The 21337-nt window shown below is 43.9% G+C and carries 17 protein-coding genes; 13 read left to right on the top strand and 4 right to left on the bottom strand.

The window, feature by feature from the left end; all coding sequences use genetic code 11:
* Positions 1-39 precede the first annotated feature (39 nt).
* From DTQ70_RS15485 to DTQ70_RS15460, 6 genes are all read left to right on the top strand, one after another.
* Positions 40-2139, top strand: a complete 2100-nt coding sequence (locus tag DTQ70_RS15485) for an alpha-glucuronidase family glycosyl hydrolase (RefSeq protein WP_122931646.1) — start codon at positions 40-42, stop codon at positions 2137-2139.
* Between the two features lie 64 nt (positions 2140-2203).
* A complete protein-coding gene (locus tag DTQ70_RS15480) occupies positions 2204-2962 on the top strand; it encodes an SDR family NAD(P)-dependent oxidoreductase (RefSeq protein ID WP_122931645.1) in 759 nt (252 codons plus the stop codon).
* Between the two features lie 72 nt (positions 2963-3034).
* On the top strand, positions 3035-4312 hold the full coding sequence (locus DTQ70_RS15475) for a TlpA disulfide reductase family protein (protein ID WP_122931644.1): 1278 nt from the start codon (positions 3035-3037) through the stop codon (positions 4310-4312).
* Positions 4313-4329: 17 nt separating this feature from the next.
* Entirely contained in the window at positions 4330-5364 is a 1035-nt protein-coding gene (locus tag DTQ70_RS15470; RefSeq protein ID WP_122931643.1) for a glycoside hydrolase family 43 protein, read from the top strand.
* An 82-nt stretch (positions 5365-5446) separates the two neighbouring features.
* Positions 5447-7387, top strand: a complete 1941-nt coding sequence (locus DTQ70_RS15465; RefSeq protein WP_122931642.1) for a sialate O-acetylesterase — start codon at positions 5447-5449, stop codon at positions 7385-7387.
* Between the two features lie 157 nt (positions 7388-7544).
* Positions 7545-8327 (top strand): polysaccharide deacetylase family protein, encoded by a 783-nt coding sequence (locus DTQ70_RS15460; protein ID WP_122931641.1) that lies wholly within the window; start codon positions 7545-7547, stop codon positions 8325-8327.
* A 120-nt stretch (positions 8328-8447) separates the two neighbouring features.
* Here DTQ70_RS15460 and DTQ70_RS15455 read toward each other — a convergent pair whose 3' ends face one another.
* Positions 8448-9233, bottom strand: a complete 786-nt coding sequence (locus DTQ70_RS15455) for a cupin domain-containing protein (protein WP_122931640.1) — start codon at positions 9231-9233, stop codon at positions 8448-8450.
* Positions 9234-9510: 277 nt separating this feature from the next.
* On the opposite strand from DTQ70_RS15455, the gene DTQ70_RS15450 reads away from it, so the two are divergent.
* The 4 genes from DTQ70_RS15450 to DTQ70_RS15435 all read left to right on the top strand — a co-directional run bounded on the left by DTQ70_RS15450 (position 9511) and on the right by DTQ70_RS15435 (position 14935).
* Positions 9511-10143, top strand: coding sequence for a gluconate 2-dehydrogenase subunit 3 family protein (locus DTQ70_RS15450; RefSeq protein ID WP_310587994.1), 633 nt, complete (start codon positions 9511-9513; stop codon positions 10141-10143).
* 35 nt (positions 10144-10178) lie between these two features.
* The gene (locus tag DTQ70_RS15445; RefSeq protein WP_122931638.1) at positions 10179-11894 is read left to right on the top strand and encodes a GMC oxidoreductase; all 1716 of its coding nucleotides are present in this window, start codon (positions 10179-10181) and stop codon (positions 11892-11894) included.
* A 376-nt stretch (positions 11895-12270) separates the two neighbouring features.
* Positions 12271-13518 carry a porin gene (locus DTQ70_RS15440; protein WP_122934427.1) on the top strand — a complete coding sequence of 416 codons (1248 nt, stop codon included), beginning with the start codon at positions 12271-12273 and terminating at the stop codon, positions 13516-13518.
* 94 nt (positions 13519-13612) lie between these two features.
* Positions 13613-14935, top strand: a complete 1323-nt coding sequence (locus tag DTQ70_RS15435) for an ammonium transporter (protein WP_028522737.1) — start codon at positions 13613-13615, stop codon at positions 14933-14935.
* Between the two features lie 180 nt (positions 14936-15115).
* Here the strand turns inward: DTQ70_RS15435 and DTQ70_RS15430 are convergent, their stop codons facing one another.
* From DTQ70_RS15430 to DTQ70_RS15420, 3 genes are read right to left on the bottom strand one after another with little or no spacing between them, the layout of a single operon-like run.
* Positions 15116-16054, bottom strand: coding sequence for a ketopantoate reductase family protein (locus tag DTQ70_RS15430; protein WP_122931637.1), 939 nt, complete (start codon positions 16052-16054; stop codon positions 15116-15118).
* A gap of 36 nt (positions 16055-16090) precedes the next feature.
* Complete coding sequence (locus DTQ70_RS15425) at positions 16091-16789, bottom strand: aspartate/glutamate racemase family protein (protein ID WP_122931636.1); 699 nt, start codon at positions 16787-16789, stop codon at positions 16091-16093.
* A 59-nt stretch (positions 16790-16848) separates the two neighbouring features.
* Entirely contained in the window at positions 16849-17451 is a 603-nt protein-coding gene (locus DTQ70_RS15420) for a TetR/AcrR family transcriptional regulator (protein ID WP_122931635.1), read from the bottom strand.
* A gap of 202 nt (positions 17452-17653) precedes the next feature.
* Here DTQ70_RS15420 and DTQ70_RS15415 point away from each other — a divergent pair, with 202 nt between their 5' ends.
* The 3 genes from DTQ70_RS15415 to DTQ70_RS15405 are packed head-to-tail and all read left to right on the top strand — an operon-like array spanning position 17654 to position 21326.
* Positions 17654-18820, top strand: a complete 1167-nt coding sequence (locus tag DTQ70_RS15415; RefSeq protein WP_122931634.1) for a serine hydrolase — start codon at positions 17654-17656, stop codon at positions 18818-18820.
* Between the two features lie 36 nt (positions 18821-18856).
* Complete coding sequence (locus DTQ70_RS15410; RefSeq protein ID WP_122931633.1) at positions 18857-20689, top strand: 7TM diverse intracellular signaling domain-containing protein; 1833 nt, start codon at positions 18857-18859, stop codon at positions 20687-20689.
* Positions 20679-21326: a response regulator transcription factor gene (locus DTQ70_RS15405; protein ID WP_122931632.1), complete on the top strand. Its 648-nt coding sequence runs from the start codon at positions 20679-20681 to the stop codon at positions 21324-21326. The genes DTQ70_RS15410 and DTQ70_RS15405 overlap by 11 nt, the downstream gene beginning before the upstream one ends.
* Positions 21327-21337: the final 11 nt, after the last annotated feature.

Genomic DNA, 21337 nt, shown 5'->3' with positions numbered 1-21337 from the left:
GCGGTATTCTGCGGGTAAAAACTAGGTAACTGTTTACTTATGAAAAAATATTTGTTTCTATTTTTCCTGCTATCTTCGGTATGTGCCTTTGCCGATGATGGCTCTCGCCTTTGGCTCAAATATGACCTTTTGGCCGATGCCCAACAGCGTGATACGTACTTAAAATCGACGCAGTTTGTGGCGACTAATTCTTCGCACCCGACCATCAAAGTAGCGGTACAGGAGTTGGAAATGGGCTTAAAAGGTTTGTTGGGAAAAGCACCTGCTCTTCTGCAAACCGCTACCAAATCGGGCGGAATTATCTTGAATGTTGCCCCCAATTCCCCTTCCACTTTGCCTCAGGATGGCTTTGAGTTGTTTTCGGAAAAAGGAAATATCGTCATTTCGTCTAAATCAGAAGCGGGGGTATTGTACGGTGCGTTTGAGTTACTTCGTCACCTGCAAACGGGGAAATCATTGACAAATCTTTCGATGAAAAGCAGCCCAAAAATCAAATTACGGATGCTGAATCACTGGGACAATGCCAACGGAACCGTCGAACGGGGCTATGCAGGCTCGTCGATGTGGAAGTGGACTGAACTCCCGTTTCGGATTGACCCTCGTTACATTACCTATGCCCGCGCCAATGCTTCGTTGGGCATCAATGCGACCTCTATTAACAACGTCAATGCAAGTTCACGCTTTTTGACCGAAGAATACCTCGAAAAAATCAAAGCCGTTGCGGACGTACTTCGCCCCTATGGTATCAAAGTATTTATTTCGGTCAACTTCCGTTCGCCTCGTACCTTGGGAGGGCTTAAAACTTCTGACCCCCTCGACCCCGAAGTGCGCAAGTGGTGGAACGAGAAAACCAAAGAAATTCACCGCTATATCCCTGATTTTGGGGGGTATTTGGTCAAAGCCAATTCTGAAGGCGAGCCAGGGCCGCAGGACTACGGGCGTACCCACGCCGACGGGGCCAATATGCTGGCCGAAGCCATGCGACCGTTTAGCGGAATTGTAATTTGGAGGGCGTTTGTCTATAATGCTGACCCCAAAGGCGACCGTTTTAAAGAAGGTTATGCCCAATTTAAGCCTTTGGATGGCACATTTGACCCCAAAGTGATTGTCCAAGTCAAAAACGGTCCGATTGATTTTATGCCTCGCGAGCCGTTTCACCCGATGTTTGGGGCTTTCCCAAAAACAACCTTAGGCATGGAGTTTCAGATTACGCAAGAGTATTTGGGACAGTCAACGCACTTGACCTACCTCGCACCCATGTTCAAAGAATGTTTGGATACGGATACTTACGTGAAAGGAAAAGGCACGACAGTTGCAAAAATTGTGGATGGGAGTGCTGAAAATCACTCACTTTCGCTCATGGCTGGGGTAGCCAACACAGGTTCGGACGCCAACTGGTGCGGTCATCCGTTTAATCAAAGCAATTGGTACGCATTTGGTCGCTTGGCGTGGGATTACACACTGTCGTCGGAACAAATTGCGACAGAATGGACGCGCATGACGTTGACCCAAAAGCCGCAGTCGGTGCAAAAAATTACGGACATTATGCTCAAGTCGCACCCGATATACGTGAGTTATACTTACCCGTTGGGAACGTCGCACATGATGGGAGAGGGGCACCACTACGGACCCGAACCGTGGCTTACCAAAGCCGCCCGCCCCGACTGGACTTCCATTTATTATCACCGTGCCGATTCGATGGGTTTGGGCTTTGACAGAACGGGCAAAGTGAGCAATGCGCTTCAGTTGTATAGCCCCGAAGTTCAGCAACTTTGGGGGAATCCTGAAAAATGTCCGCTCGACTATTTGCTTTGGTTTCATCACGTATCTTGGACCCAAAAACTAAGCACTGGACGTACTCTTTGGGACGAACTTTGTCACCGTTATTATGATGGGGTTGGGCAAGTCGGGAAGCTGCAATCGGCTTGGGAGAGTGTGAAGTCAGACGTTGATAAAGAGACGTTTGAGGACGTGAAAGGGCGTTTGAAAATCCAAGAAAAAGAGGCGTTGTGGTGGCGAGATGCTTGTGTGTTGTACTTCGGCGAATTTTCAAAACTACCGATTCCAAAGCCGCTTGTACCTCCTACCCGAACCTTAGATGACGTCAAAAAGCTGACGGAGATTTATCATTTACGATAAAGGTTTTGTTCTTGAAATTTTTATCCCACAGATGTCAAACCGAATCCAAAAAATTACCAAATAAATGAACCCGATTTTTTCATTAGAGGGCAAAATCGCCCTCATTACTGGCGGTGGTAGTGGCATTGGCAACGCCATCGCAAAATGTATGATTGTCGCAGGAGGAACCGTCGTAATAACTGGCCGCCGCGAAACCCCACTTCAAGAAGCCGTGGCAGAGTTGGGTGAGAAAGCGCATTATGTGGTAAACGACGTTACCGATTTGTCGCAATTAGAGGCGCTAGTAGAACACATCGAAACCACGATTGGCCCCATTGATGTGTTGGTCAACAACGCAGGTATCAACATGAAAAAACCAGCACTGGAGGTTTCAGACGAAGATTTCCACCGAATCATTCATACCAATCTAAGTGCGGTTTTTTCCCTCACGCGGGCTTGTGCCAAGCGCATGGTAGCACGCCAAAGCGGTTCTATTTTGATGATTTCATCCATGGCGGCCTATTACGGCATCGACCGCGTGGTGGCGTATGGTGCTTCCAAATCGGGGGTGGAGGGAATGGTACAGGTGCTTACCTCCGAATTTTCGAAGTTCAACGTTCGTGTCAATGCCATTGCGCCTGGCTTTATCGAAACGGCCATGATGAAAACTGCCATGAGCAGCGATCCCGACCGCATGAACAAAGCCCTCGACCGTACCCCAATGGGTTATTTTGGCAAACCCGAAGACATTGGCTGGGCGGCAGTGTATCTATCGTCGGACGCAGCCAAGTACGTGACGGGGGTATCTTTGCCCGTGGACGGTGGTAATTCGATTGGTTTTTAGGCGTTTCTGCACTTCTGGTACGAAAAATGCGTTTAGGTGGGTAAAGTCACTTTTACAACCATTGACCATCTCATGAGAATTGGATTATTACTATCGGTTTTGCTACTATGGGCACAAACGCTTTTGGCGCAGGCCACGGTAGCCGTTGCGGCCAAAGATTCGTTGGATATTTTTAAAGAAGGAGCGCCTGCTTCGGTGTTGGAGGCATACAACGCGCTTTGGAATGACGCTGCTCACAAGTCATTTTGGAATGAGTTTCAACAGAAATTTGCGGCAGATTTTGATACTAAAAAACAGTCCGAATTGCTTTTTTCTCAGAACATTGACGTACGAGAAATTGACCTTTTCAACCAACGCCGTAAGCAACAAGATTTCCTGAAAAACTACCCTGATGCGGCCAAGCTTTCGGATCCGTTCAAACGCTACGTCGAAAACACCATTCGTTGGAATTATTGGTATTGGGTGCTTAACCACGCCGTGGCACGGAGCAATGCCGATACCAAAAACTTGAAAATGTCGTCGTTGCCCGCCGTTATGACCGAAGCGTTGGACCCTAAAAAAATTGCGAACGAAGAAGCCTTCCTGACGGCGTCGTACCGTGATTTTTTGGTGGTTTTTGTGACCTATTTCAACTCGCGTGACCATGCCTTTAATAAATACTCCGACATGGGGGCGGCCATGAACGACAAAGCGGCTTTTGCCAAAAAATACCTTGCGGGTTCGCAGGCATTGCCCTATTATTTGTGCCGACTCATGCGCGAAACCTGCGCCAATACCCCCAAAGATGCCGTAGTAAGTACGTTGGATTTGTTGAAAATTACGCCTCAATCGGAAAAATACGCGCGTTTGGCAACCGAGAAATGTAACGAGGTGCTTACCCGCAAAGAGGAAAAGAAACCAGCCGAGGTAGCTTCGAAGGCAGGGAAGGAAGACGAACTTATCATGCAAAATGCCGAAGGAAAAACGTTTCGTTTGTCAGATTTTAAAGGAAAGGTCGTTTATCTTGATTTTTGGGCGAGTTGGTGCGGACCGTGCCGTGCCGAATTTCCTCATTCCAAAGCCATGCAAGAGAAGTTGACCGACAAGCAAAAAAAGAAAATCGTGTTTCTTTATGCTTCCATTGATGAAAAAGAAGAGGCTTGGAAAAAAGCATTGGAACAACTGCAGCTCCAGGGTGAAAATGGCCACGTAAAACCCGCTGATAACGCGGCTATGTTGCGTAAATTGATGGTGACGAGTATTCCTCGCTACGTGATTATTGATAAAAATGGTAAAATCATTGCGCCCGACGCGCCACGCCCAAGCTCACCTGATACCCTGAACGAGCTATTAAAACTGATTGACAACTAACCCTTTTACTATAAATAATGCAACTCAAGTACGTTGGAATTTCGCTGCTTTTGGCAGGAGCTTTGACAGGACAAGCGCAGAAAAAAACGCCAATTTCGCAACCGTTGGTGTCTCATTTGTTTACGGCTGACCCTTCGGCTCACGTTTTTAACGGTAAAATTTACATTTACCCGTCGCACGATATTGAATCTGACACCAAACGTGACGACGATGGTGGGCATTTTGACATGAAAGACTACCACGTTTTTTCCATGGATGCCATCGACGGCAAGGTGACAGACCACGGCGTGGCGCTTGACATCAAAGACGTTCCTTGGGTGAGTCGTCAGCTTTGGGCGCCCGATGCGGAGTTTAAAAACGGGACGTATTACCTTTATTTTCCTGCCAAAGACAAAGAAGATGTTTTTCGTATCGGTGTAGCGACGAGCAAAAAACCAGAAGGGCCTTTTGTAGCCGAAAAAGAACCAATCAAAGGAAGTTATAGCATCGATCCGTCGGTTTTTAAGGACACTGACGGGAACTATTACCTCTATTTTGGCGGAATTTGGGGTGGACAACTGCAACGTTGGAAAGGAAATACGTATTTGGGAAAAACGGATTATCCCAAAAAAGGAGAAACCGCTTTATTACCACGGATGGCTAAATTGTCGGCTGATATGAAAAGCTTTGCCGAGGAGGTGAAAGAAGTGAAAATTTTGGACGAAAGTGGCAAACTACTCATGGAAGACGATAAAGAGAAACGTTTTTTTGAGGCAGCTTGGGTACACAAGTACAACGGTAAATACTACTTTTCGTATTCGACGGGCGACACGCACAACATTGCGTATGCCGTTGGGGATACGCCTTATGGCCCTTTTACGTACAAAGGAATTGTTCTAAAACCCGTGCAAGGCTGGACGAATCACCATTCGATTGTGGAGTTTAAAGGGAAGTGGTACTTGTTTTATCACGACGTACAACTTACGGGAAAAACACACCTGCGCAACATCAAAGTCACTGAATTAAAGCACAATTCGGATGGCTCTATTCAGACAATTGAGCCTTACAAATAAACTTACTTTCGTTTCTTTAACCTATCGTTAACGGCCTTTGGAAAGTCATCCACTTGCGAGAGGCCATCGTACTATTCAAACCATGAGGATACTAAAAATCGTCCTTGGAATTTTGCTGTTGAGCCATGCCCTGTGTGTGGCTCAACTTCGTTTGCCGCGCCTCATTAGCGACGGCATGGTGCTTCAACGTGAGCAACCACTGCGGCTGTGGGGCTGGGCTTCTCCCCAAGAAAAAGTAAGCCTTTTGTTTAAAAATAAACAGTACAAAACCCAAGCCGACGCCACGGGCAAATGGGAAATTAAGCTGCCAGCTCAACCCGCAGGAGGGCCGTTCGATTTGCTTTTTCGGGGAAAAAATGAAGTGAAAGTCAGCAATGTACTTTTTGGTGACGTTTGGATTTGTGCGGGGCAGTCGAACATGGTGATACCGATGGAACGCGTAAAAGAAAAATATCCCGAAGATATTGCGTCGGCCAATTACCCCGAAATTCGATTGTTTTTTGTAGCTACTTTGACTGATTTGCAAAAAAAACGGGACGATTTTCCGTCGGGAAGCTGGAAAGTGGCTAATCCAAAAGATGTGCTTCAGTTTTCGGCCGTTGCGTATTTTTTTGCAAGAAATTTATACGAAAAATACCACATTCCGATTGGTTTAATAAACTCTAGCGTAGGCGGCACACCCATCGAAGCGTGGATTGGCGAGGAAGGATTGGAGAAGTTTCCAGAGTTGACGGCCACTTTACAGAAAAATAAAGACAGTCTTTACATAAAGTCGTTGCTGAAACAAATGGCAGTGGCCAATACCCCCCGAAAATCGCAAGACAAAGGCATGAGCGAAGCTGTCCCTTGGTATTCAGCAGACTACGTTCCGAAAGGATGGCGGCGCATGAACGTGCCTGGCTACTGGGAAGACCAAGGCATCAAAGACCTCAATGGCGTGGTATGGTACCGTAAAGAAATCGACGTCCCTGCCTCCATGACGGGCGTGCCTGCTAAACTGTTTTTGGGGCGAATCGTGGACGCGGATATTGCCTATATCAATGGCAAACAAGTAGGAAACATTACCTATCAATACCCTCCTCGTCGTTACGAAATTGCTGCGGGGGTGTTGAAAGAAGGTAAAAATACCATTGTCGTGCGCGTGGTTAATCAGTCGGGGAAAGGTGGATTTGTTCCTGATAAAAACTATTCATTGACTGCAAATGGCCAAGTAGTTGATATCAAGGGGGATTGGTGGTGTAAAGTGGGCGAAGTTTTCTCTCCTGTAAAGGAAAATGGAATGAATTTTTCGGCTCAAAATCAGCCTTCTGCCTTGTTTAATGCCATGATAGCGCCGCTGGTATCTACCGCCGCCAAGGGCTTTTTGTGGTATCAAGGGGAGTCTAATACGGGAAATCCCGAGCCTTATCGTGACTTACTTCCTGCCTTGGTGCAGGATTGGCGTAGCCACTGGGGACTGGGTGATTTGCCTTTCTTTGGGGTACAATTGGCCAATTTTATGGAGGTCGATTATTTGCCATCCGAAAGTCAATGGGCGGTGTTACGTGAAGGACAGTTGAACCTATTATCTGTTCCCAATACCGCTTTGGCCGTTACGATTGACCTCGGTGAGTGGAATGATATTCATCCGTTGAACAAAAAAGACATTGGGTATCGTTTATCATTGGCTGCCCAAAAACTAGCCTACGGCGACCAAAATGTGGTGCATTCGGGGCCGATTTTAAGTTCAGTCACGCCAGAAAACGGTAAAATTCGACTACGTTTTGACCAAGTAGGCAGTGGTATTATTTCCAAAGACGATGAAGAACTGCGTTGGTTTTCCATAGCAGGAGCCGATAAAAAGTTTGTGTGGGCGCAAGCACGCATTGAAGGAAAAAACGAAATTGTCGTTTGGAACGACACTATTTCTGCACCTTTGTACGTGCGGTATGCGTGGGCCGATAACCCCGAAAATGTCAATTTTTATAACAAAGAAGGACTTCCTGCGTCACCCTTCCGAACGGATGAACCTGCAAAACGCTAACTAGACTTAGTAAGTTTTTGAAACTTACTAAGTCTTCACGATGCGACGAAGCGGGTTTTGAGAAACCCTTTGCACAATCGGGTTTTGAGAAACCCTCCACACTCCCTTTGCACCGTCCTCCTCATCACTTAACTCTCATAACTCATCACTAACAATCATGAATTCTATCCGCTTACTTTGTCTTTTTTTAGGCGTATCACTTGCGAGTTTTGCTCAACAACCTTGGAATGGCAAAAAATGCGCCGTCGTACTTACCTACGATGATGCTCTAAACGTCCACCTCAACAATGCCATTCCTGCTTTAGATTCGGCGGGGTTTAAAGGAACATTTTACATTTCAGGCTCTTTTCCAGGTTTTACCCAGCGCCTTCAAGACTGGCGAAAGGCGGCTCAACGCGGCCACGAACTTGGAAATCACACCCTGTTTCATCCCTGTGATGCGTCCTTGCCTGGCCGTCAGTGGGTTAATCCCGAAAATGATTTGAGTAAATACACCCTCAAACGCATCACCGAAGAAATCAAAGTGACTAATGTACTTTTAGAAGCCATTGACGGCAAAAAAAGTCGGACGTTTGCCTATACTTGCGGCGATGCCAAAGTGGGAACGCAGTTTTTTATGGATGGCCTCAAGGGGGAATTGATGGCGGCGCGTGGCGTACGGGGTGAAATGCACCCAGTAGATCAGATTGATTTATACTACACCGATGGGTATATTGTCAACAACGACTCAGGGGAGAAAATGACCTCTTTGGTAAAAAAGGCAATGCAAACCAATACGCTCCTGATTTTTGTGTTTCACGGCGTAGGAGGGGAGCATTCGCTGGATGTTTCGTTGGCGGCGCACCGCGAATTAGTACATTTCCTCAAACAACACGAAAAAGACATTTGGGTAGCACCTTTGGTGGATGTCGCCGATTTCCTTAAACAGCAGAAGCGTTAACGCAACTTCGTTTGTAAAGTTTGCCCGCAGATGAACGCAGACGGGGTCACAAAGCGCCGATTTTCTGTGAAAGTCAGCGCTTTTAAATCTGCGTGTTCTGCGGGGAAAAAATGCCATTTGTTACTCAAATTGAAAAGCAAAGTAAGTGCAGCTGCCTTTGCTGGTATTTCGTAAGGCGTGAGGGACGTTTGATTGTAAAAAAATAATGTCACCTACGTCCGAACTAAGCCATTTTCCATCAATACTTTCTTCCGCTTGTTGGTGAGTGAGTAGTAATATCTCGGCAGCTTTGTGGGTATGCGGCGGATGACTCATCAAACCCTCGTTGAGTGTCGTCACGTGCATTTCAAAACGCTTGGCGTGGGCAGTAGCTCGGTCAAAAAAATTACGACGCCCTCCTTTATCATGTGGCTTAAACTCTACTTGGTTCCAATGAACCACAAACGAACCTCCCGCCTTTTTGCCACGCTCCAAATCTGCTCCTTCTACGGCCTCGTAGCGCATGATATAATAGGTGACAGGGGCATTGGTTTTGTTTTCAAATCCATGTTCATCGTCAGGCATAATGAGCGCAATGCTACCCGCTTCGAGCGTCTCGGTTTTTCCCTCAATCGTCACCGTCAGTTCTCCTTCTTTTACAATCACAAGTTCTTCGTCGCTGTGTTTGTGGCTAGGGTGGGGCGCTTGTTGAGGTTTAAGGGTTGTTGCATGAACTTTGAGGTGTTTGAAAGCAGGCGTTGTTCCTTCTAAAATTTGACGTTGTTCTACGGAAGCCTTTTTCGATACAGGCAGGTCTTTCCATACATATACCCCTGAGGCAATAGGCTGGTGTTGGGCGAAGAGTGAAAAGCTCAAAGTCAAACCAACAATTAGTGCGAAAGCGAAAGTAAAAGGTTGGGAAGCCATAAAACAAAAGATAAAATGGATGAAAGGGAAATCGTCAGAAGGATTGGAGGGTGCTTATTGCGTATTACCAAAAGAAAAAAAAGGATTTTTTTTAACTGCATTAAAAAGCCGTAGATAGCAGCAAATCAAGTAAATGCGCTCAAATTCAAAACTTTAATACCGTAGATGTATATGGGTTTGGAGAAAAAACCGTTTGTAATGCGTAAAAATTGTACATTTCGTATGTAATTTTACACCTGCCCAATAATTAAACGTGTAACAACTAACCTTAAAAACTATGATGAATCGCAGAGACGCAATCGCGCGGGTGGCCCTTCTCATGGGAGGAACTCTTTCGGCGCCTTCGTTGATGGCTTTTGGCGAAGGATCCTCCGCTAAACAGGTGGTAGGCGCTGCTTTTAGCCTAACGAGTGCGCAGAAAACCCTCGTTGCTGAAATCGCAGAGCACATTATTCCTAAAACAAGCACACCAGGCGCCAAAGAAGCAGGCGTAGGGCCTTTTATTGAAATGATGTTGGCGGATTGCTACAAACCGCAAGAGCAACAAAACTTTTTGGACGGCTTGGCAGACCTTGACGAAAGAGCAACCAAAGCGCACGGAAAGAAATTTTTGGACACCTCGTCGGCCGAACAAGTCGCGATTTTGAAGCAAGTCGAAAAAGATACGATTGAATTGATGAAGAGCGCCAACGTTCAGCAAGTAAAGGTCGGTGATAACGTGGACAAAGAAGTGGTAAGTTCTAAAAAACTCAAAGGAACACCGTTCTGGCGTTTGTTGAAAGAATTAACGCTATTTGGCTACTTCACATCCGAACAAGGTGCGACTCAAGCCCTTGAATATGTGCCTATTCCTGGGCGTTATGATGCGTGTATTCCGCTCAAACCAGGCCAAAAAGCCTACGCGCTTTAATTTTCACATTCTCCAAATTTCAATTCAAGAGTCCAATGTATTTGAATATAGATGCACAAAAAGAAATGACTTACGACGCCATCGTCGTAGGATCAGGAATAAGTGGTGGCTGGGCTGCCAAAGAATTAACTGAGCGTGGCTTGCGCGTGCTTTGTATTGAGCGCGGTCGCGACATCAAGCACGTTGAAGGGTACGAAACGGCCATGAAAGCGCCGTGGGAGTTTGCTCACCGTGGCCGCCCCGATAACATGGCTGCCGAAGAATATTGGGCAGGAATGCGTACGGGCTATACGGCCAACGAAGAACACCGCTACTTGTTTGAAAATGATAGCAAAAACCCGTACCTCGAAACCCGCCCGTTTGACTGGATCCGTGCCTACCACACGGGAGGTCGTTCGTTGTTGTGGGGACGTCAAAGCTACCGTTTCAACGAAGAAGATTTCATGGCTAACGGAAAAGAAGGTATCGGAGTGGATTGGCCAGTACGTTACAAAGAAATTGCACCTTGGTATGACTACGCCGAGCGTTTTGCAGGAATCAGCGGTTCAAAAGACGGCCTGTCGGTACTACCTGATGGGCAATTTTTGCCAGCCATGGAGCTTAACTGTCTCGAAAAACACGTGAAGTCGGAAGTGATGAAGAAAATGGGCCGTACGATTACCATCGGACGGGTAGCTCACCTTTCAAAACCACAAAGCTGGCATACGGCCCTTGGACGCGCCGCTTGCCAGTACCGCAACATGTGTATGCGTGGCTGTCCGTTTGGAGCTTATTTCAGTACGCAGTCGGCGACGTTGCCAGCGGCGATGAAAACCAAGCGTTTGACGTTGGTTAACAATAAGATTGTATCGGAAGTAATTTATGACGAGAAAAAAGGCCGTGCTACGGGCGTTCGTACCATCGACCAAAATACCCTCGAAGTAAAAGAATACTACGCAAAAATTATCTTTTTGAACGCTTCGGCGATTCCGTCGGCGTCTATTTTGCTTAACTCAAAATCGAGCCGTTTCCCCAACGGTTTGGGCAACGACAGCGATCAGGTAGGCCGCAACATCATGGATCACCACCTTGGGGTAGGTGCTTCGGGCGAGTTTGATGGTTTCCAAGACCAATACTACTTCGGACGTCGTCCAAACGGAGTCTATATTCCTCGCTATCGCAACTGGGGGAACGACAAGCGCGACTACTTACGCGGATTTGGTTACCAAGGTGGTGCAAGCCGTAGCGGTTGGGGACGTGGCGTAGGTATGGAAGGCTTCGGTGCTTCGTTCAAAGACGATTTGAGCAAAGTCGGCGGTTGGTCGATGGGTATTGGTGGTTTTGGAGAGGTATTGCCAAACGAAAACAACCGCTTTACATTACACCCAACCAAAAAAGACAAATGGGGAATGCCAATTGTCGTGTTCGATGCTGCTTACGGCGAAAACGAACGTAAGATGCGTAAAGACATGGCCAACGATGCCGCAGAAATGCTCGAAGCGGCAGGACTTAAAAACGTTCGTTCGTACGATGATACCAGCAAAAACCTCGGTATCGGTATCCACGAAATGGGAACGGCGCGCATGGGTAAAGATCCAAAGACGTCGGTGTTGAACAAAAATAACCAATTGCACGATTGCAAAAACGTCTTTATGACCGACGGGGCATTTATGACTTCGGCTTCTTGCGTGAACCCTTCATTGACTTATATGGCTTTCACGGCACGTGCTTCTAAGTTTGCAGTAGATGAATTGAAGAAGAAAAACCTCTAGTTTTCGAGCGTTTTAACGCCTTTCAGAGCCCAGTTACTTCGGTAGCTGGGCTTTTTTGTGTTTTGGTATATCTATCTCTTATGGGTTTAGTATGAATAAAATATAATTATTTGAATGTTTTGTTGATTTTAGTCGCTGGGTGTTTAGAAATAATATTTTGATAAAATGCTTAAAAACAGAATAAAATAAAAAATATAATAATTTCGATATAATCTTAAATTATTCAACGTAAATAAACTTAAAAATCAAAATTTTGCAGTTTTTTACTAATAAATACTCAAAATTTATACTAAAAATTTGGATGTTTACAAAAATAGCTCCATGTTTGTATCGGAAAACAAAACCACGTATTGCCCACCTTAAACAAAATAATATTATGCAAAAGCTACAATTACTTGTTTTATGTTTGTTTTCGACGTTTTTGGCTTTTCCTAAGGGAATTGAGGAGAAAAAGTCAGACGCTAAAACAGAAACTAAGACCGAAGCTAAAGTAGAAGCTAAGACCGAAGCTAAAACGGAAGGAGAAGAAGAGAAGAAAGGGTCGTTTACATTTTCGGGATATATCGATTCTTACTATAGTGCCAATTTCAACAAACCAGCTTCACGTTCAAACTTGGGTGCGTACTATGCCCGCGTGTTTGATCAGAAGTCGGGGCAAATTTCGTTGGGTTTGGTACAAACAAAAATGCAATACAGCAACGAAAAGTCAGATGTAGTTGTTGACTTGACTTTCGGTCCAAATGCTGACCTTGGAAACTACGGAAACTTGCTCGGGCCACTTGGTTCAGGAAGTACAGCATTGGCCATCAAACAAGCTTATTTTAACTGGAAAGCATCTAGCAAATTGACGCTCACGGCGGGTCAGTTTGGTACCCACATCGGTTATGAAGTAATTGATGCTCCAGTAAACTTCAACTATTCATTGTCAAACCTTTTCAACAACGGTCCATTCTACCACGTTGGGGTGAAAGGTACGTACGCTTTCTCTGACAAAGTGTCTTTGATGCTTGGTTTGGTAAACAACGTAGATAACTTAAACGATAACAACCGTAAAAAAGGGCTTGTGTCACAGTTGTTTTTGAATCCTGCTAAAGGATGGAATGTATATCTTAACTTCATTAACAGCAACGAAGCAAGCACTGATGACCAAGGAAATACGCCAGATGCTCACTATCGCGTATTTGATTTTGTATCGACACTTCAAGCAACTGATAAGCTTTTGATTGGTGCAAACGCAGCATTTGGTTCACAAAAAGGTTCTTACCAAGGTGGCGCTGTCTTGACAGAGTCAACACCTTGGGGTGGTGCAGCGGGTTACTTGAGCTACGCCGCTTCTGATTTGTTCAGCATTGGTGCGCGTTACGAATACTTCGATAACACGGCAGGTGCTCGTGCGCTCCTCAACCGCCTTGGAAATGGAACATCGGTAAATTCATTGACTCTTACTGGAAACTTTACCGTTGCTGATGGTCACTTGTTGATCAAGCCTGAGTTCCGCATGGATTCATACAAAAAATTGACAGGTGCTGGCGAAAGCGGACAGCAGCAATTTGAAGATTCAAAAGGTGCTTTCACTAAAAATTCACAGTCAACGCTTGGTCTCGCACTCATTTACAAGTTCTAATAATTGATTCCTAGTTTTAAGTGGAGCCTTCAACGCCTCCACTTAAAATCCTTGATAATTATAAAAGTACAACCAAAACCAGTCAAGTAAATCTATGAAAAATTTAATCCCACTCGTGATTTTGCTGGTAGTTAGCCTCTTAGGAGTCTTAATGCCAGCTATCCCAACCCAAATTGTAACCGAAGGGTTAAATTCAGGCGATATGGCCTGGATGCTTGTTGCTACGGCGTTCGTATTGTTGATGACACCTGGCTTGGCCTATTTCTACGGAGGTATGGTAAACCACAAAAACGTTATCTCAACAATGCTTCAGAGCTTTATTGCAATGGGCGTAATCAGTATCGTTTGGGTTGTAGTTGGTTTTAGTTTGGCTTTCGGTGATTCAATCGGTGGCTGGGTAGGAAACCCTATGACATTCTTCATGTTCAATGGTGTATTAGACGGAAAGCCTTGGTCATTGGCTCCTACTATTCCATTGGCATTGTTTGCTTTCTTCCAATTGAAATTTGCGGTAATCACGCCTGCACTTGTTACAGGTTCGCTGGCAGAGCGTATCAAATTCCGTTCGTATATTTTGTTCATGGTGTTGTTCAGCATTTTCGTATATGCTCCTTTGGCACACTGGACATGGCACCCAGAAGGTTTCTTGTTTAAGCTTGGTGTACTTGACTTTGCTGGTGGTACTGTAGTACACATGTCGGCAGGTTGGGCAGCGTTGGCGGGTGCGTTGTACTTGAAGCGTCGTCGTTCACACGAAGAAGCAAACTTTTTGCCACCAGCCAATATCCCATACGTATTGTTAGGAACAGGTTTGTTGTGGTTCGGATGGTTTGGATTTAACGCAGGTTCGGCAGTAGGTGCAGGTCCATTGGCAGTTTCAGCATTGGCTGCTACCAACACCGCAGCTGCCGCAGCAGGTTTGGCGTGGGTATTGTTCGATACAGCAAAAGGCAAAAAGCCATCAGCTCTTGGGTTCTCAATTGGAGCCGTTGTAGGTTTGGTTGCTATTACACCAGCATGTGGATTCGTTACGATTCCTCAGTCGATTTTTATCGGTACAATTTCATCAATGGTATCAAACTACTTGGCACACCTTCGTACAAAAACTACTTTGGATGATACGCTTGACGTATTCCCTTGCCACGGTGTAGGTGGTATGATGGGTATGATCATGACGGGTATCTTTGCTTCAAAAGGTGTAAACGGAGCGGTAGTTGACGAAGGGTTGGCATACGGCACATTTACCCTTTTCAAAAACCACATGATTGCCCTTGTGTTGGTGTCGGTATTCGCTTTTGTAATGTCGTACGTTATTTTAATGATTACAGACTTCATCGAGCCACTTCGTGTATCAGAAGAAGACGAGAAAGTTGGGTTGGATATTAGCCAACACGATGAATTCTTGGTAGAAGCTTAAAAACCAAATAGAAAAGTTACAACGAGACCACAGAGGGCATGCCCTATTGACTGTGGTTTTGTTGTACTCGTTGAAGCTACTGGCATTGCTGGTAGCTTCATTTTTTTTGTAGCATCGAATACGGTGAAGCCAACAAGATAGTCTGCCGTTTAGAGGGCTATATTGTTTTTTGGGTGCAGTTTAAGAAGACAGAGAAGACAACGCTATTTGAGACTTAATTTGTATCAATTCGCCCAAAAGACTTGTTTCCTTGGCCAGTCTCTTTTCTTGTAAGTTATCGGCAATAGTAGCAATGGCGACGTTTAATGTGTCAATCTCCGTTGCCCGTTTGTTAATGATGTCTTGGTAAGTAGAAATCAACTGGCCGTCAGAATGTTGGCTGATTAGCAAGAGGCTATTTATGACCTCTTCGGAACTCAATAAGATGCCTTGGGTGGCTGCCACCGCAATACATTCGTTTATTACTCTCTTAGCTATACTTAATGCCTCTGAGTTACGATAGAAAATCCCATTGTCAATTTCCAATAGTGGGCAAACGGAATTAAAGACACAATTAACAATGGTTTTTGACCATATCTTAGCGTATATATTCGGCTCCGTTTTAAACTTGAAATGCTGCGTATTTATTTCATTAACTATGCTAAGTAACCCCTCGGTGTTTCCAGAAATAATGCCCACCGAAGAATCTGAAACTGGCATGAACTGTAATTTGTTTTCTGACAGAAGCTGGGATGTTGCAAAAAGAACACAGCGGTAGATTTGTGGAAATTTATGTTCGATAAATGGTTTTTCCACATTTAGCCCATTCTGTAAAATTACGATTGGAGTAGCATTGATTTTTGCCTTCAGCCTTTGAGCAATAGCCGCATTTCCGTACGACTTATTGGTTAAAACCACAAGGCCATTCAGTTCTGAGTAATTGCTTATTGTGCTTACGGGGACTTCTGCTTTTATCACTTCGCTGTTTTTTAATACAACTTCAATTTGCTCAGTGTAAGCCGAATGGTCGTCGAGATGTCCGCGAAGTAAAACAACTTCTTTGCCCTCACTTTTTAAAAAAGCGGCCAGTGCTTTTCCAATGGCGCCAGCTCCAACGATGAAAATAGCCTTGCTGTTCATAGATTACTTGGGCTTTGTTTTATCCGATAAACCAAGCTAGGTGGTTGTTAAAGCAAACTCAACGGCTGCCTGTGCATGAATCAGGGTAGAGTTGAAAACAGGGACAGAAATGTCTTCTTGAGAAATGAGTAAGGGAATTTCGGTACAACCTAATATGATACCTTCTGCACCTTGTTCAATAAGCCTGTTTATGATGGAGATGTATTCTTGTTTTGTACGTTGAAGAAGAATACCCTTGCCCAATTCGTGCAGAAGGGTTTCTTCAATGAAATCTATTTCTGCCTTGGTAGCAGGTATGATTATTTCCAATCCTTCCTCGGAAAGTTTCTTTTTGTAGAAATCCAATTCCATGGTGTAAACCGTACCCAGCAAGCCGACTTTCTTTAACTGTCTTTTATGAATGGCATTGGCAGTGGCTACTCTGATGTCGATAAGTGGTAAGCCCACTTTTTGGGCAACTCGTTCGGCAACAATATGGGCAGTATTTGCACCAAGTAGGATAACTTCAGCACCCGCGTCTTTTAATCTTGATGCAGCGTTTGACAATAACTGAAATGTGCCCTCCCAGTTATAATCAGCATTGTATGTGCTGAAATTTTCGAAATTGACCGAGTAAATAATACATTCAGCAAAATTTAGATGGCCTAATCTTTTATTGGTTTCTTCATTGATAAATCGGTAATAATCCAGCGTTGAAGTCCAACTGATACCGCCTAAAAGCCCTATTTTTTTCATCTTTTTGGTCAGAAAGTGTTATGATAAATCCAGTGAGGCTACTCGTTTGGCTAAAAAAATTAATCTTTCAAACTCACTATTATTTTTTCTAAAAAATTCATCGCAATCTTAAGTTCTGTTAAACTATCAGTTACTTTCGCTTGCATAAATGCCCCTTCAATCAGTGATATAAGAATAACCGCAATTTCTGTAGGGTCGGTGTCTGGTTTTATTTCACCTCGGTTTATTCCTCGCTTAACCTGATTTTCTACCGATACTTTCCAAAAAGAAAGGGCATTGGTAACTTTTTCTTTCAAAAGGGGATGAGTGTCGTCTGCTTCAGTTGCGGTATTCAAAATAGGACAACCAGCCCGTAAAAAAGGTATTTTTAAATAATTACGGTATATAGCTGGATAAACAAGTAATCGTTCAATGGAATTTTCGGTTGCCATCAATTTTTCTTTGATATAGTCATTGACTTTCGTATGGTTATAATCAAAAACAGCCAGCGCAACCTCATCTTTATTTTCAAAATTTCCATAAATGCTACCCTTCGTTAGACCTGTCGCTTGGGTAAGGTCATTGATGGATGTCCCAGCGTACCCTTTTTCATTGAAAATAGGAGCCGTTTTTTCAATAATAAATTGTCTAGTCCTTTCTGCTTTGGATAGTGTCTCATTCATGATGATGCAAATATAATGGATAAAAAATACCGAACGGTATTTTTTGTGTAAAAATTTATTTTGACTACAGATTTAAAGTAAAACCAGTAGCGGCAGTCAGCTATTTGGGCAATATTACCTATGAAATTGACTATTTCTGCCTATGTTTTAGGGTTTTGGCATCAAGTAATTTTGCGCTCATAATTTTTACAGCAATACAAATATGAAACGCTATTTGATGATTATCCTACCAGTTTTGATGTTTACTGGTTGCAAAAACAACAATGTAGATCCTAATCCGACTACGACATGCCTAGCGGAAAATGCGATTAATGAGGGAATCATTCCTGCTTCGGCAGTGAAAACTATTATTGATTCTTATACGTCCAATCAACTTCCAGGGATTACATTTCTGGCACGGAAAGGAGATAAATATTGGCAGTACAACAGTGGAGTACTGAACAAAGACTCGGGGAAACCCATGAGACCTTGCCTAGTATGGCCTGGCTACAGTATCACTAAAATGTACACCGCCACCGCTATTTTAAAGCTCGCTGAACTTGGAAAAATCTCGCTTGATCAAAAAATCAATACTTGCTTACCAGCCAATTTGCTCTCCAAAATTCCTGATGCGAACAAAATAACCATCCGAATGCTGCTGAATCATAGTTCTGGCATTGAAGACTATTGGCATAATTCTGAGTATGTTGAGGGTTACGTGGAAAACCCCGCCCGTACCTACGAGGTGGGCGATTACTTGGAGGCAGGTAAGAGACGATTTTTTGAGCCAGGAACAGATGTGTATTATTCCAATACCAATTACCTTATTTTGTCGCTCATTATCGACCACATCACCAATCAGAGGCACGAAATATCCTTTCTTAAATACATTTATAATCCACTCGAACTTTCGGATACTTTCTATAAAGAATTACCTACTAACTTGGTAAAAGATACACCACGTTTGTATGCTGACGTAGAAGGGGCGGGTAGGCTAATCGACTTTACGGATTTGTCGTATGTGCAATTTCGCAACGAATCAGGAAGCAATAGCATTTTTGCAACACCCAAAGATTTTGTAGATTTTATTCATGGTCTTTCGCATGGTAAGTTACTCAACGCCCAATCTTTTTCGGAGATGAAAAAGGAATATGCTGGAAATGACTATGCAGATGTATATGGTTTAGGATTAGAATTTTATGAGAAAAATGGCTCTAAAATGTACGGCTATGCTGGTAGTAGCTTTGGGGGAAGAACGCTCTTACTCTATAATCCAAAAACGGACGTTAGCTTTTTTATTGGTGTCAATGCGGGTGCTGAACTCGGAGGGCCTGTGTTGGAAAAGATTGCAGCGATGATGGAAGAAATTGCCACGAAACTGGCAAATTAATCACTCCTAGCTACAATACTTGTTATATTTGAAACTATGAGAATATCCGCTTTATTTCTATTGTTTTTGGTAAGTAGCCTGCGCATTGCTGCGCAGGTGATTACGTTGTCGGATACCATTCAAAAATATGACATCTCGTATCCTTCGTACCTAGAAGATCCTAGTGCTTCTTTTACAGTCAAACAGGTTGAAAAAGAAGGGTTTATCAAATCAAGAGACAAAGTCCCCGATTTTCTTGGGAATTTTTCAAAAGCAATTTGGTACCGATTTGATGTAATAAATAAAAGCAAGACCGCCGATTGGTATCTTGAAATTAAGGGAGGTTTTATGCACCACCTGACTGTCTATCAGCAACATAAAACGGGCGCTTTTCAGGCACTAAAGCTAAGCGGTGATGGCGATTTTCGGTCGAGACCCGTGTTTTCAAATAACCTCGTTTTTCCGATTCCTGTGGCTTCTGGCGAAAAATTGAAAATCTACGTTCGGGCCACCAGTAAAACGCTGATTCGGACCTCTATGAGTTTGAATACAATGCAGAAATTGTATGAAGACAATATCCGTATTTCTTACGGAGATGGCTTTTTTACGGCGGTAGCAGTCGCTTTGTTGTTGTACAATTTGTTTGTTTATTTTTCTTTGCGAGAAAAAGTCTATCTCTACTACATTGGGTATATATCTACGGCGATTTTACATACCAATTTAGTGGCTGGTCATGTACAATTGTTTCTGCCTTGGCTTGATGTGTTGAATACAACCACGATACTCCCTGTTATTTCTTTCTTTAGTATTTTGTTTACCAACTCATTTTTACAGACCCAAACCTACGCCCCTTTCATTTACAAAATCCGATGGCCTTTGATTGCTATCTGCCTGCTACCGCTGGTGTTTTATGCCGTTGAGAGTTATAAAATGGCAATCCTTTTGGCCGCTATTTTTATTTTTATCCTCTTTATCTACTGGCTTATTGCGGGTATTTGGGTGTATAGCAAGGGCTTTGCGCCCGCAATTTTCTACATCATTGGCTTTGGAGCGTTGGTACTGATGAGTGTGGTGTTTGAATTAAAAATGAAAGGTTGGCTGGAGGAAAGCTACTGGACAGACTCCTCTCTCTTTATAGGCGCAGCCATAGAGGCGGTCATTCTTTCTTTTGCGCTTGCCGACAAATTCAATTTTTACAAAAAAGAAAAGGAGCGCTTGCAGCAAGAAGCCTATCGCCAAACGACCCGTTTTGCTCGGGAACTGATAAGTATGCAGGAAGCTGAACGAAAAAGAATCGCCTCCGAACTGCACGATGGACTGGGGCAAAAACTGATTCTGATTAAGAATAAAATACTACGAGCGGCGCAGCCAGGGGCAGCTGCTTCTATTCACTTGTCGGGCGAGGCATTGTCGCAGAATGTCGCTGAGGCAATACAGGAAGTGAGGGATATTTCATACGGGTTGAGACCTTATCAGCTTGATTTGCTGGGACTTAGTAGTTCTATAAATAGTCTGGTTGAAGAGACGCTTGACGCTGCGCAGATAGACTACGAAATTTATTTAGACAATGTTGATTCGCTTTTTGATAACGATGCACAGATTAACATTTACAGAATTATTCAAGAATGTGTCAACAACATCGTCAAACATGCGAATGCCTCCCAGGTATATGTTCATATCAAACGCCAAAGCGGCGAAGTTAAAATTATGATTAGCGATGATGGGGTCGGTTTTAATGATAATCTCAATCACGCAGGCTTCGGACTAAAAGGGATGAAAGAGCGCTTACAAATTTTAGAAGGAAAAATGACCGTGACCACCAAGCAGCCCAAAGGAACGCTGTTTGAATTTGTCATTCCACTGCTAACTGATACTTCTTATGGACAATGAAAAAATCAAAATTCTGATAGCTGACGATCACCCGATTTTTCTGAAAGGGTTGCAGGAAGTGATCGAGGACAAACCCCAATTGGAGGTGGTTTGTAAAGCAGATAATGGCACAGAGGCTATTCGTTTGGCCCTGATTTATGATATTGACATGGCTATCTTAGATATAGACATGCCTGGGGCTAATGGATTGCAAGTAGCGGAGCAGATTCTGGCCAAGAAACCTGGGGTCGCTATTATTTTGCTTACCATGCACAAAGCAAGGGATGGCTTTTTGAAGGCATTGGAAATAGGGGTGTCGGGCTATGTATTAAAGGAAAATGCAGTGGTGGACATCATCAATGCCATTGCTGCCGTCAACCGTTATCAATCGTACATCAGTCCAGAAATGTCGTCTTTTTTGTTGAAACACAAAAACCGAAACCGAAACGATGTCTCTTTTCGACTCGAATCGCTCACGCCTTCCGAAATGAATATTTTGGAAAAAGTGGCGCAGTATAAGTCCACCAAAGAAATAGCCGAAGAGTTGTTTATCAGTGAAAAGACGGTTTCCAACCACCGAATGAATATTGCCAAAAAATTGGATCTCAGCGGCAAAAATAGCCTACTTCGCTTTGCTATTGAGCACATAAGTGCCTAATTATAAGCATT

The organism is Runella sp. SP2 (assembly GCF_003711225.1).
In the GTDB taxonomy this organism is placed as follows: domain Bacteria; phylum Bacteroidota; class Bacteroidia; order Cytophagales; family Spirosomataceae; genus Runella.
Note: the sequence above shows the minus strand (reverse complement) of the source record. Positions and strands in the feature narration are given on the sequence as shown.